This is a genomic window from Flavobacterium chuncheonense (genome assembly GCF_042686145.1).
GTDB classification, from domain to species: domain Bacteria; phylum Bacteroidota; class Bacteroidia; order Flavobacteriales; family Flavobacteriaceae; genus Flavobacterium; species Flavobacterium chuncheonense.
In genome coordinates this window covers 61,366-74,847 of the sequence record NZ_JBHUPC010000012.1, presented here as the reverse complement: position 1 = coordinate 74,847, position 13,482 = coordinate 61,366, and the positions used below count along the sequence as shown (strand labels likewise).

Annotated in this window: 13 protein-coding genes and 1 tRNA gene; 4 read left to right on the top strand and 10 right to left on the bottom strand. The window is 33.2% G+C overall.

Going from position 1 to position 13,482, the window contains the following annotated elements; translation table 11 throughout:
- Window positions 1–21: 21 nt before the first annotated feature.
- Window positions 22–1,410: a phosphoglucosamine mutase gene (gene glmM, locus ACFS5J_RS04305; RefSeq protein WP_379810791.1), complete on the top strand. Its 1,389-nt coding sequence runs from the start codon at window positions 22–24 to the stop codon at window positions 1,408–1,410.
- Window positions 1,411–1,466: 56 nt separating this feature from the next.
- On the opposite strand, the gene ACFS5J_RS04300 is transcribed toward glmM, so the two are convergent.
- The 4 genes from ACFS5J_RS04300 to ACFS5J_RS04285 form a co-directional block, all read right to left on the bottom strand.
- Window positions 1,467–1,910, bottom strand: a complete 444-nt coding sequence (locus ACFS5J_RS04300) for a hypothetical protein (protein WP_379810790.1) — start codon at window positions 1,908–1,910, stop codon at window positions 1,467–1,469.
- Between the two features lie 70 nt (window positions 1,911–1,980).
- Complete coding sequence (locus ACFS5J_RS04295) at window positions 1,981–2,415, bottom strand: VOC family protein (RefSeq protein ID WP_379810789.1); 435 nt, start codon at window positions 2,413–2,415, stop codon at window positions 1,981–1,983.
- A 12-nt stretch (window positions 2,416–2,427) separates the two neighbouring features.
- Window positions 2,428–3,267 carry an SRPBCC domain-containing protein gene (locus ACFS5J_RS04290; RefSeq protein ID WP_379810788.1) on the bottom strand — a complete coding sequence of 280 codons (840 nt, stop codon included), beginning with the start codon at window positions 3,265–3,267 and terminating at the stop codon, window positions 2,428–2,430.
- 44 nt (window positions 3,268–3,311) lie between these two features.
- Window positions 3,312–4,877: a protein adenylyltransferase SelO gene (locus ACFS5J_RS04285; RefSeq protein WP_379810787.1), complete on the bottom strand. Its 1,566-nt coding sequence runs from the start codon at window positions 4,875–4,877 to the stop codon at window positions 3,312–3,314.
- Window positions 4,878–4,967: 90 nt separating this feature from the next.
- On the opposite strand from ACFS5J_RS04285, the gene ACFS5J_RS04280 reads away from it, so the two are divergent.
- Entirely contained in the window at window positions 4,968–6,455 is a 1,488-nt protein-coding gene (locus ACFS5J_RS04280) for an aminotransferase class V-fold PLP-dependent enzyme (RefSeq protein WP_379810786.1), read from the top strand.
- A gap of 36 nt (window positions 6,456–6,491) precedes the next feature.
- Here the strand turns inward: ACFS5J_RS04280 and ACFS5J_RS04275 are convergent, their stop codons facing one another.
- Window positions 6,492–7,373, bottom strand: a complete 882-nt coding sequence (locus ACFS5J_RS04275) for a lysophospholipid acyltransferase family protein (RefSeq protein WP_379810785.1) — start codon at window positions 7,371–7,373, stop codon at window positions 6,492–6,494.
- Window positions 7,374–7,456: 83 nt separating this feature from the next.
- On the opposite strand from ACFS5J_RS04275, the gene ACFS5J_RS04270 reads away from it, so the two are divergent.
- Complete coding sequence (locus ACFS5J_RS04270) at window positions 7,457–8,098, top strand: rhomboid family intramembrane serine protease (protein WP_379810784.1); 642 nt, start codon at window positions 7,457–7,459, stop codon at window positions 8,096–8,098.
- Between the two features lie 45 nt (window positions 8,099–8,143).
- A complete protein-coding gene (locus ACFS5J_RS04265) occupies window positions 8,144–8,830 on the top strand; it encodes an SIMPL domain-containing protein (RefSeq protein WP_379810783.1) in 687 nt (228 codons plus the stop codon).
- A 133-nt stretch (window positions 8,831–8,963) separates the two neighbouring features.
- Here the strand turns inward: ACFS5J_RS04265 and ACFS5J_RS04260 are convergent.
- The 5 genes from ACFS5J_RS04260 to ACFS5J_RS04240 form a co-directional block, all read right to left on the bottom strand.
- Window positions 8,964–9,045, bottom strand: a tRNA-Tyr gene (locus tag ACFS5J_RS04260).
- 181 nt (window positions 9,046–9,226) lie between these two features.
- Entirely contained in the window at window positions 9,227–10,345 is a 1,119-nt protein-coding gene (locus tag ACFS5J_RS04255; RefSeq protein WP_379810782.1) for a redoxin domain-containing protein, read from the bottom strand.
- A 123-nt stretch (window positions 10,346–10,468) separates the two neighbouring features.
- Window positions 10,469–11,878, bottom strand: coding sequence for an MBL fold metallo-hydrolase (locus tag ACFS5J_RS04250; protein ID WP_379810780.1), 1,410 nt, complete (start codon window positions 11,876–11,878; stop codon window positions 10,469–10,471).
- Between the two features lie 71 nt (window positions 11,879–11,949).
- A complete protein-coding gene (locus tag ACFS5J_RS04245) occupies window positions 11,950–12,732 on the bottom strand; it encodes a sulfite exporter TauE/SafE family protein (RefSeq protein ID WP_379810779.1) in 783 nt (260 codons plus the stop codon).
- Window positions 12,732–13,364 carry a Crp/Fnr family transcriptional regulator gene (locus ACFS5J_RS04240; protein WP_379810778.1) on the bottom strand — a complete coding sequence of 211 codons (633 nt, stop codon included), beginning with the start codon at window positions 13,362–13,364 and terminating at the stop codon, window positions 12,732–12,734. Before ACFS5J_RS04240 ends, ACFS5J_RS04245 begins: the two co-directional genes overlap by 1 nt.
- Between the last annotated feature and the right edge of the window lie 118 nt (window positions 13,365–13,482).

Here is a 13,482-nt window from a genome sequence, read left to right as displayed (position 1 = left end):
AACTCATAATTCATAATAAGAATGACCTTAATAAAATCAATTTCAGGGATTAGAGGAACTATTGGAGGTAATGTAGGCGATAATTTAACACCAGTAGATGCGGTTAAGTTTGCATCTGCATATGGTACTTTCCTGAAAAATACTTTACAAAAAGATAAATTAAAAGTTTGTATAGGACGTGATGCGCGTATTTCCGGACCTATGATTCATAATTTAGTAGTGAACACTTTAATCGGGTTAGGAATTGATGTTATTGATTTAGGGTTGTCAACTACACCTACAGTTGAGGTTGCTGTACCTTTGGAACAAGCTGATGGAGGTATTATTTTAACAGCTTCTCATAATCCTAAACAATGGAATGCATTAAAGTTGTTAAATGCAAGAGGAGAGTTTTTAAATGGAGCGGATGGCGCAAGAATTCTTGAGATTGCAGAAGCAGAAGATTTTAGTTTTTCGGATGTAGATTCTTTGGGAACTATAACCGAAAATGATGCCTATATGGATATTCATATCGATGAAGTTTTAAATTTATCTTTAGTAGATGCGGAAGCTGTAGCAAAACGAAAATTTAAAGTAGTTGTAGATGGTGTTAATTCATCTGGAGGGATTATTATTCCTAAGTTGTTGGAGCAAATGGGTGTTGAAGTTGTAGAGTTATATTGCGAACCAAACGGGCATTTTCCTCACAATCCTGAACCTTTAAAAGAGCATTTGGGTGATATCTGTAAGTTGGTAGTGGAAGAAAAAGCTGATTTTGGTATTGTTGTCGATCCTGATGTTGACCGTTTGGCCTTTATTTCAAATGATGGTGAAATGTTTGGAGAAGAATACACTTTGGTAGCTGTTGCGGATTATGTGTTAGGTAAAACGCCGGGTAATACGGTTTCTAATATGTCGTCTTCTCGTGCTTTACGCGATATTACAGAAAAACATAGTGGATCATACCAAGCGAGCGCTGTAGGTGAAGTAAACGTAGTAACGTTAATGAAAGAAACAAATGCTATTATAGGAGGAGAAGGAAACGGAGGAATTATTTATCCAGAGAGCCATTATGGTAGAGATAGTTTGGTAGGAGTAGCGTTGTTTTTAACACATTTGGCAAATTTAGATATGACGGTTGCGCAATTGCGTGCAAGTTATCCGCAATACTTTATGAGTAAAAATAAAATTGAATTGACGCCACAAATTGATGTTGATGCAATTTTAAAAACAATGACTGAAAAATATGCAAATGAAAATATTTCTACTATTGATGGAGTGAAAATTGATTTCCCAACAGAGTGGGTACACTTGCGTAAATCAAACACAGAGCCTATTATTCGTATTTATACAGAAGCACCTACTCAGAAAGAAGCTGATGTGCTAGCAGAGCGTTTTGTAGGTGAAATTAAGCAAATAGCTGGTATTTAATATTGGATACAATTTTATAAAAAGAAAAGCCTGAGTTTTACTCAGGCTTTTCTTTTTTAATGTTTTTTATGTTTTCCTTTTTTGTATTTCTTATGATGATTATGATGGCTATAGTGGTGGTGACAATGGTCATGGCAATGGTCGTAATTATTATGTCTTCTGTATTCAACAACATGAACCTCATTGTATACATAAGGAGTATGTCCGCCTATTTCTAGTTGTACTTGTCTAGAACGCCCTAGGTTAACATTGGCATATATTCCAGGTAAACTAGCTGAAATTGACCAACCACCATTGTCTAAATAAAAATAAACACTTCGTTCTACATCGTAATAAAAGTTTTGGTCAGGAAAGTAGATATGTCTTGTTTTGGCTCTATATCCATGAGCTGGAGCCCATGGTGGAGGACCTTGCGAAAATATATCTTGTGGGATTAAAAATAAAAATCCTAATACCAATACTCCTATTAAAGTACTCTTTTTGAAATTTAGCGTTTTCATAATATTCAATTTTGGGGTTATGTAAAATGGTTTTCCAATTACTGTGCCAAAATTAATCCACTATTGAAAACTATTTTGGAAATTCATCAAAATTAACCATCCAATTCACCCCAAATTGATCCGTAAACATACCAAAATAAGCGCCCCAAAAGGTGTTGTCCATTGGCATTATAATTTTTCCTCCCTCAGACAAACCCTTGAATAATCGATTGGCTTCTTCTTTACTAGTTGCATTTATTGAAACTGAAAAATTGTTCCCAAAAGTAACATCTCCACTAAATGAAGTACTGTCGCTTCCCATTAAAACCGTTTCTTTACTTATTGGTAAACTTACATGCATAATACGTTCGCCTTCTTCTGTACTTGGCGGGGGACAATCTTCTGCTGGTGGCATATCTTTAAATTTTCCAATATAATCAAATTCACCACCAAATACTGATTTGTAGAAATTGAATGCTTCTTCGGTATTGCCATTAAAAGTTAAATAAACATTTACTGTTGCCATGATTTTTTAAGTTTAGTTGTTACAATATTTTTTAAAGTTATTTAAAATGGCTTGCCATCCATCACGTTGCATAAAAACAGAGTGTGTTTGTTCGGGTTCAAAACTGCCTAAAATTAATGTTTTACCGTTAAAATCAACAAATTCTGTCCATACTTTTCTACCGTCTTCAAGATTAAAAGCTAACTTTTTTAAAGGGATAACTTCGGTGTAAGTACCTTCTAAATCAAATCCCATACTACCATCTTTAGCTTCCATGGTATAGGCGAATTTTCCACCAGTTTTAATTTCGTTTGATGCTTTTGGACAGTGCCAATCGTCTGAAGCAAAGTTCCAATTGACAATATCTTCTGGTTGGGTATATTTTTGCCACACTTCTTCAATTGGTTTATCTACAATTGATTGTACAGTTATGAATTTAATGTTCCCATTTTCTGCGTCATCTTTAATTTTTTCAAGTGCTTTAGGAAAGGTTGTATCGAAAAAGTTTTGCCATTTATCGTCAATTTTTAATACCGCTTTTAAAGTTGTATTGCCTTTTTCTTCAGTTAGATAGTAGCTTTCTTCAGAATCAGTCCATTCATTATTGATGTCTTGTTCTATGAAATTTTTGATTTCGCCCAAGTGATGAAAACTCATTTGTTGGTTCGGAATCATTTCGGTAATTTCAGAAAACATACCATCTCCTTTCGGCATTAAAAAATGCACTTTACTGTCTTTGTTCCAATCAGAAAGAGCAAATGAACCTTCAGAGAACACACTTGTCCAATTTTCATAATTAGGTTTATTCCACATGCAAAACCAAACTTTTTCAGCCGGCGCATTGATAACTTGGGAAAATGTTATTTGTTTCATACTTATGTTTTTTGGTTAACTAAAGCTACTCATTTTTTTGTTAATTAGGAACTACAACTCAACATGGAACTTCCGATTTTTGTTCGAGCCCAGTCGGGACGTTTTGCAAACCATTTTTCAAATTTTGGCTGCTCATCATATGGTTTTAAAAGCATTTCATATAATTCATTTAGAACAGTGTAGTCTTCGTTGTCTGCTGCTTCAATTGCTACTTGCGCCATATAATTGCGTAAAACATATTTTGGATTTACCTTATTCATTTTTGTAGCCCTAGCTTCATCAGAGAGTGTTTCTTCTTGTAAACGAATGATGTAAAGACTTAGCCAATACAACCATGATTCTTTAGTGTTGTTTGTAACACTTTCTGGAATATAAAAAGCAAAGTTTAATTTTTCTAATGCTGATTCAGGACTATCCTTTTTAGATACTTTAGCTAATAAGCGGTAGAAAATGGTCATATCAGTTTCAACTTCTTGTAATGTTGTTAGTAATTGATTAACTAAATTTTCATCGGTCGTTATAATGTTTTCAATCCCTAATTTTTCCAATATCATTTTTTTGAATTCCGATTGAAATTCATTGGAATAGTTTTCTAAAATGGTTTCCAAAGGTTTAGCATCTTCAATTAAGGGGTATAAAGCATTTGCTAATTGGAGTAGGTTCCATAAAGCAATATTGGGTTGGTTGCCAAAGCGATAACGCTTGCCTTCTGCGTCTGTAGTATTAGGTGTCCAATTCGGATTGTAATCATCGGTCCATCCATATGGGCCATAATCAATAGTTAGGCCTAAAATTGACATGTTATCAGTATTCATAACACCGTGTACAAAACCAACTCTTTGCCATCCCAAGATTAATTTTTTTGTACTAGTTGTAACGGCTTGAAAGAAATCAATATATTTTTGTTTGCCCTTTGTTGTTATTTCAGGGAAATGATATTTTATGGTATAATCGGCTAATCGTTTTAGGTTTTCAATATCATTTTGCGCTGCAAAAAGTTCGAAATTTCCAAAACGGATAAAAGTTGGCGCCACACGACACACAACAGCTCCTTTTTCATAATCCGGATGACCATCATATAGCATATCTCTTAATACTTGGTCGCCAGTTGTGATTAATGAAAGGGAACGTGTAGTGGGGACTCCTAAATGATGCATGGCCTCACTGCACAAATGTTCGCGAATAGAGGAACGTAAAACGGCTAATCCATCCCCACGGCGGGAATATGGAGTTTTACCAGCACCTTTAAGTTGGAGCATCCATTGTTTGGATCGATGGTTTACTTCAAATAAATTAATAGCTCTACCATCGCCAAGTTGTCCTGCCCAATTGCCAAATTGATGTCCTGCATAATTCATAGCAAAAGGTTGGGTATTGGGATGTGTTTTTTTTCCTGAAAAGACATCTAAAAAATCGGATGAGGCTGTATCCGCTTCTGATAAACCGACAAGTTTTGCTACCTCCTTTGTGACATGAATGACCTTCGGATTACTTGGTGATCTGGGAGTTACAAAAGAAAAACAAGCTTTAGAAACATTGCGAATTTCGTTTGTAATGTTTTCATCTGCAGGTAGTTCCTTGTTAAAAGTATCTAAGATTATTAATTTCATAACGTATAAGTTGCTCAAAGTTACAAATTTAATAGGCGACCTAAAATTTAAAATTGTGGAATTGCGTATATTTGCACAAATTTTTGAGTAATGATTACAGCAAAAGAAACAACGCAATTAGAACAATATTTCAACTCCTTTAGAAAAAATATTATTGGTATTGATCAAACATTTGGTTCTCCTTATGGTGACATGAATATTATTTATACCGATTGGACTGCTAGTGGAAGACTATACCGTCCTATTGAGGAAAAAATGATGAATGAGTTTGGACCTTTTGTTGCCAATACACATACGGAAACTTCAGTAACGGGGACGGCTATGACAATGGCTTACCACGAGGCAAGAAAAATCATCAAAAAGCATGTTAATGCTAATGAAAATGATGTATTGATTACTGATGGTACTGGTATGACGGGTGTTGTAAACAAATTACAACGTATTTTGGGACTTCGTATTGCTGAAAATCTTAAAGAATATGCTGTAATTCCTGATGCGATTAAACCTATTGTTTTTATTTCGCATATGGAACATCATTCAAATCAAACGTCATGGTTGGAAACAATTGCTGATGTAGTAGTTGTTCCGGCGAGTGTAGATGGATTGTTTTGTTTGGAAAATTTTAAAAAGGAAATTGCAAAGTATCAAGATAGAAGTTTTAAAATTGCTTCAATAACATCTTGTTCCAATGTTACGGGAATTAAGACACCTTACCACGAAGTAGCAAAAATTATGCACCAAAACAACGGTGTTTGCTTTGTTGATTTTGCTTGCTCTGGTCCTTATGTAGATATTGATATGCACCCAGCAGATGATGAAGCGTATTTGGATGCTATTTTCTTTTCGCCACACAAATTTTTAGGAGGTCCTGGTACTTGTGGGGTTATGTTGTTTAATAAGAATTTATACAAAAACAATGTGCCTGATTGTCCTGGTGGAGGTACTGTAAAATGGACTAATCCATGGGGAGAGCACAAATATATTGATAATATCGAAGAGCGTGAAGATGGTGGAACGCCTGGTTTTTTACAGGTAATCAAAACAGCTTTAGCAATTCAACTGAAAGAACAAATGGGAGTTCAAAATATTTTGGACAGAGAGCATGAAATTGTAAGTTATGTTTTTGATGCTTTAGGTAATATTCCGAACATTAACATATTGGCGCCTCAGCACACGAATAGATTAGGTGTTATTTCATTCTATATTGATGATTTGCACTTTAACTTAGGAGTTAAATTATTGAATGATAAGTTTGGTATACAAACCCGTGGAGGTTGTAGCTGCGCGGGAACATATGGGCATTATTTATTGCATGTTGATCAGGAGCGTTCAAATTCTATTGTGTGTAAAATTTCTTCAGGAGATTTAGAAGAAAAGCCAGGATGGATTCGTATGTCAATTCATCCAACAACAACAACTCAAGAGATTGAATTTGTATGCAATTGTATTAAAGCTTTGGCTGAAAATCACCAAGAGTGGGCTAAAGAATATAAGTATAACAATAGAACAAATGAGTTTACACACTTAAATTTTGAAGCATCGGAAAAGCAAATGGTTCAAAATTGGTTCAAATTGTAAAAGAAAGAATAAACATAAAAAAGAAAAAGCGGAATATTATTCCGCTTTTTCTTTTTTATGTTTCCATCGTTTATGTGTCCATAAATAGTATGCAGGAGCTTCGTATATTTGTTCTTCGACAAGTTTCAAAAATTGGTCTGTAATTTCGTAATTAGGAACGCTTTTAATGTCTGTACTGAGTACTTCAAAGCTTGCTTCGTAAAAACCTCTTTTTACTTTTTTAGTTCTCAAAAAGATGACATTCATGTCGAATTTTTTAGCAAGCATTTCAGCTCCAGTATGTACGGGTACATGGTGTCCCATGAAGTCAGCCCAATGATGAGCTGCAGATGGTTTTGGGCTTTGATCGCTAGCAAAACCATAAACACACATTTTTTTGGATTTAAAATTCTTGAAAATTGTAGGTATAGTTTCTTTAGTGGTTACCAATTCTGCTTTGAATTTTGAGCGAATTTTATGTACCAGTTTGTCAAAATAAGGATTAGCAATTTGCTTGTAAATACCTACACCTGTGAATTTAATATGATAGTTCATCGATACGGCCCATTCGTAACTTGCGTAGTGGGCACAAAGTAAGGCAACACTTTTTCCTTTTTTTTCTAATTCTTGATATACTTCTAAGTTCTTAAAAACATATCTTTTTTCAATTTCTTTTTGTGAGATTGACATGGTTTTAATCATTTCTAAAAACATATCACACATATGTTTATAGAATTCTTTTTCAATGGCTAATCTTTCCGATTTGTTCAGATGAGGTAATGAGAGTTCGATATTTTCTCTCACTGTTTTTTTTCGGTATCCAATAATTCGATATACAACAATGTAAACAAAATCAGAAAAAAGATAAAATAGAGGGAAAGGTAAAATAGAAATTAACCACAATAAAGGGTAGGTGATATAGTATACAAGTAAGCGCATTAAAAAACTTTTTACAAATATACTTTTTTATAACTGTATAGAAATACATCAACTATTGTTAAATTTACTAAAATTTATTTTTTATGGACATTGTACTTATTTTAATTATAGTAGTTACAGGAGTGGTTAGTTTTAAAGGGTTTAACGATTCTTCTTTTTTTAGACGTTATGAATTTCATGTGGGAAGTATTAAAGCTGGAGAGCAAATACGAATGATAACAAGCGGTTTTTTACATGTAGATGTTACACATTTTGCCTTTAATATGCTGACACTTTATTTTTTTGCACCTGTGGTAATACAGTCTTTTGGGCATTTGAATTTTTTGATAATTTATATTGGAAGTTTGATATCGGGTAGTTTGTTGACTATGTATATGCATAAAGATCAATATTACTATAGAGCTGTAGGGGCCTCAGGTGCTGTGACGGGTATTATTTACAGTTCAATATTGTTATTTCCAGAAATGAATCTGTATTTGTTTTTTATTCCAATACCAATTCCAGGTTATATTTTTGGAATAGGGTATTTGTTATATTCAATTTATGGTATGAAAGCAAAAAATGATAATATAGGGCATACGGCACATTTTGGAGGTGCTATAGGGGGGTATTTGATAACTTTGGTAAAGCAGCCTCAAATGATTTATACCAATGCTAAAATGGTGTTTTTGTTGTTAATCCCAATTGTTGTTTTGTTTTATTTGAACAAAAAAAATAAATTGTAAGAGTTTTGGCATGGGAATTGGAATGGATAAAGTAAATAATTAGTTATGAAGAAATTTTTTTTAGTACTTACATTAATTACAGCTATGGTACAAGCACAAACAATTCAAACTGTTCCTCAAATTTCTGTTGTAGGAGAAGGGAAAATAAAAGTAACACCTGATGAAGCGTTTATTACGGTAGGAGTTGAAAATATTGGTAAAGACGCTTCTGAAGTTAAAAGGAAAAATGATGAAGTGGTGGAATCGGTTATTAAAACAATCAAAAAGCAAGGAATTGCTCCAGCTGATTTTAAAACGGAGCATGTTTCTTTGAATAAGAATTTTGATTACCAAACTAAAAAGTATTCTTACAAGGCTACACAAACGATTTCGATTCATTTGAAAGATTTATCCAAGTATGATGTCTTGATGATGGAATTGGTAGATTCTGGAATTAATAATATTCAGGGAGTCGATTTTAAATCGTCGAAGTTGGAAGAGTTACAATCAGAGATACGTAAAAAGGCTATTTTAAACGCAAAAAAGAAAGCAGAGGACTATGCAGGTGTATTGGGTCAGAAAGTGGGTAAAGCGATTGCAATTACTGATAATTCACAAACCTTTTATCCGCAACCAGTATATCGAAATGTTATGATGGCAAAAGCAATGGATGAAAGTAGTGTAAGAGAAACGCTTGCTATAGGAGAAATTGAAATTAGTTCAACAGTAAATGTTAGTTTTGAATTGAATTAAAAGAATAGAATATTGATTGAATTAAAAGAGTAGGGTTTTATCCTGCTCTTTTTTTTGGTATGAATGGTAATGAAATGCATATGGGTATAAACAAAAAAAAACACTTAAGGAACTTAAGTGTTTTTTTGTTTTGTGGGGAGAGCAGGATTCGAACCTGCGAAGACTTAGTCAGCGGATTTACAGTCCGCCCTCGTTGGCCGCTTGAGTATCTCCCCAGCCTTAGTGTGCTTTGTTGTTTAAAGCGATGCAAATATAGGACTGTTTTTCATTTATGCAAAAAGAAATCACTCTAATTTTGCACTTTTTTTTGCACTTTTTTTTAAGCTATTGAAAATGAAATGTATAAAAAAATCTCCCTGAGGAGATTTTTTTTGAATAGTATGTTTTTTTTGGAACTTATAGCCCTAAAAGTTCTTTTACTTTTGCTTTTAAAGCTTCTCCTCTTAAATCTTTTGCTACAATAATTCCGTTTTCATCTAAAATGAATGTAGCAGGAATTGATTTTACGTTGTATTGTTCTGCAATTGGATCTTGCCAAAATTTAAGATTTGATACTTGATTCCATGTTAAACCATCTTTTTCGATAGCAGCTTTCCATTTATCAGCATCTTTGTCTAATGAAACACCAATGATATTTAAACCTTTTTCATGTAACTCATTATATAAAGCAACCACGTTCGGGTTTTCTGCTCTACATGGACCACACCAAGAAGCCCAAAAATCAATAATTGTAACTTTTCCTAAAGATTCTTTAAGTGATATGGTTTTGCCTTCTGGAGATGGTGCAGAAAAGTCTGGAGCAGCTTTACCTATTTCAACTGAATTGAATGCCTCTAATGTCTTTTTAATGTTTAAAGCATTCTTAGTGTTTTTGTACTTTTCATTGATATTGTCAAAATATGATTTTGCTACTTCAGGAGTGATAGTTTGCATCATAATTTGATTTTCCAATAATAAAATAGTTAAGTATTTCTTTGGATTATTTTTGATGGTGTTTTCTGCTAAAACCGTTAACTCATCTTGAATATTTTTCAATTGATCCATTAATGCATTCATAGTAACAGTATCGTTGCTACCTTGAGCCGTCATGAATTTTTCTTGATTGTTTTTTTGAAACGAACTTATTCTTTTATAGATGCTTTTAGTATTTGTAGTGTATTCTTGAAAGAAATCGTTTTCGGGAGTTCCTTTTACTACTGAATTTTGGATACTATCTTTATCTAAAATTACTGAGATTGTTCCGTTTTCAAGAATTAAAGGAACACGAGTATTGTTTTCAAGTGTTAGGAAACCAAATTCTGGAATTTCAGAGTTTCCAATCATTTCAAATTTTCCATTTTCAATAACAGCAGTGTCTTTGGCAATCATATCCATGTCACCTTGTACTTGTAAGATAACTTTGTTTCCGTTTTCAAACCCTTCTGCAGTTCCTGCTATAGTAAACCCTTCGTTTGATTTTTTTTCACAAGCAACAAAAGCAAAAACTCCTGCTACTACTAATACGATTTTTTTCATAAATAAAATATAGTTTTTATACTGCAAATGTATTTATTTTAAAAGGTTTGCATCTCCTTTTTCTATTAATTTTTTCATAAAAAAATCAGGTTTTCACCTGATTTTAATTTTGTTTTTTCTCTGTTATTTTAAAGTCGAAGGACAAACATAATTGGTTAATGGAATATTTGTATTTCTTATTCCTGACATTCCTTTTTCAACATTAATCATGTTGTGGTATCCTCTAGCTTTCATGATAGAAGCCCAAATTACTGAACGGTAACCACCAGCACAATGCACATAAAAAGCTTCTTCTTTAGGGACTTCTGCTAAGTGTTCGTTAATATAGTCTAATGGGATGTTAACAGCTTTTTCAACACGCTCAGCGATAAACTCACTTGGTTTTCTAGCATCAATTACAATTGCATTATCATAATTTGTAGCTAAAGTTTCTGGTGAAACCGATTCAATACTGTCGGTTTCAAATCCTGCTTCTTTCCATGCTTCAATACCTCCGTTTAAGTAACCTAATGTATTGTCAAAACCAACTCTAGATAAACGTGTAATGGTTTCCTCTTCTTTACCATCAGGAGTAATCAATAAAATAGGTTGTTGTACATCTTTAATTAGAGCACCTACCCAAGGAGCGAATCCACCGTGGAGTCCAATAAAAATTGATCCAGGAATGTGAGCTTTAACAAAATCATTTTCGTGTCTTACGTCTAAGAGTAAAGCTTCTGTTTGATTTGCAACTGTTTCAAATTCTTGAGGTGTTAAAGGTTTCTTTCCTTTCTCCATTACGTTATCCAAACTTTCATACCCTTTAATGTTCATCATTACATTTTGTGGGAAATAGGCTGGAGGAGGAGTTAATCCTTCTAAAAGTTCTTTTTTGAACTCTTCAACCGTCATATCGGCACGTAATGCATAATTGGTTTTCTTTTGATTACCTAAAGTATCTGTTGTTTCTTTACTCATGTTTTTTCCACAAGCACTTCCTGCACCATGATTTGGGTATACAATCAAATCATCAGCTAAAGGCATAATTTTGTTTCGTAAAGAGTAGAATAACTTTTCTGCTAATACCTCTTGCGTTAAATCTTCAACTAATTTTTGAGCTAAATCTGGACGACCAACATCTCCAATAAATAAAGTGTCTCCTGTGATGATACCATGTTGTTTTCCGTTTTCATCAGTTAATAGGTAACACGTACTTTCTAATGTGTGTCCTGGAGTGTGTAATGCTTTAATTGTATAATCACCTACTTTGAATTCTTGTCCATCTTCGGCGCTAATGAAATCAAAATTTGGATTAGCCGTTGGACCATATACAATTTTTGCACCCGTTTTCTTGGCTAAATCCAAGTGACCCGAAACGAAGTCGGCATGGAAATGTGTTTCAAAAATGTATTTAATAGTAGCATTATCTTTATTTGCACGGTCAATGTAAGGTTGCACTTCACGTAAAGGATCAAAAATAGCGACTTCTCCTTTGCTTTCGATGTAGTATGCAGCGTGTGCAATACAACCAGTATATATTTGTTCTATTTTCATAAAATATGTTTTTTTAATTTGATGATGTAAAATTACGAATTTTGAATGGCTTTAATGCAACCAAAGTTACACTATAACGTTTCTTTAAATAAAATAAAGGTTGCCATAAGTAACACAAAATAAGCAAATCCTTTTTTTAATTGAGCTTCGTTAATGAATTTGTTTAAATACCCTCCTAAAAAGATTCCTATTATAGAAACAGATGTAAAAGTCATTAGAAAAAACCAGTCTATAGTTAAGGTTTGCACATCGCCTAAAAAGCCAATTAAGGAATTCATGGCAATAATGAATAATGAAGTACCGATTGCTTTTTTCATCGGCAATTTTGCAAATAATACCAAAGAGGGGATTATTAAAAATCCACCTCCTGCACCAACAAGACCTATTATAATTCCAATAAAAAATGTTTGCAAAATCAATATGCTGACAGCAGCTTCTTTATCTGTTTGTGCCGCATTGTTTTTCTTTTTGAGCATTGATATTGCAGCTAAAATCATGATAACAGCAAAAAAGAGCATTAAAAAGGTTCCTTTTGTTAGTGTGAAATTTCCTATTGTGAATAATGTTTCTGGAATTTTCGGAACAATATAACGTCTTGTAAGATAGACTCCAACAAAAGAAGGAATTGCAAATAGGAATCCTTTTTTAAAATCGACTAATCCTTTTTTAAAATTTTGAAGTGCTCCAAAAACGGATGTTGTACCAACGATAAACAAGGAATAGGCAGTTGCTGTTACAGGATTTAAAAATAGAATATAAACTAAAATAGGAACGGTTAACATTGAACCACCACCGCCTGTTAAACCCAGTACTAATCCTATAAGTAGCGCTCCTAAATAACCGAGTACTTCCATTATAATTCTAGTATTTCAATTTTATTGCGGTGCAATTTAATTTTTCCTTTTAGTTCTAAACTTTTTAAAATTCTAGAAATTACTACTCTTGAGGTATGCATTTCATTAGCAATTTGTTGGTGTGTGTTTACAATATCTGTAGTGCCAAGTACTTTGGCTTTATCACTCAAATATTTGAACAAACGCTCGTCTAGATTCATAAAAGCTAGTGTGTCTATGGCTTCTAGCATTTCGTTTAAACGGATATTATAACTTTCAAATACAAAATTGCGCCACGATTTATATTGAGTAATCCATTCCTCCATTTTTTCAATAGGAATCATAAGCATATTACCGTCTGTTTCTGCAATTGCTCTAATTTTACTTTTTGATTTACCCAAACAGCATGTAAGTGTCATTGCACAAGTATCGCCTCTTTCTAAGAAATAAAGCAAAAGTTCGTCACCTTCTTCGTCTTCGCGGAGAATTTTAATTGCCCCATCAATCAACAAAGGCATAAATTGAATATTGTCACCAATTTCGATAAGGTAGTCATCGGCTTTAAACTTTTTTAACGTAGCAACTTTTGCAATTTCATTCAAAAGCTCTTCTTCAAATATAAAGCCATAGGCTTGTTTGAGGATTTCAATCATTATAAATTAAGCTTTAATTTATAGTAGTATATAAATAATGGTAAAGATACAGGATTAAAGATAAACAAAAATGTAACAATTGTTACTTAAAAATTGAATTGTAATGTTATCATTATAT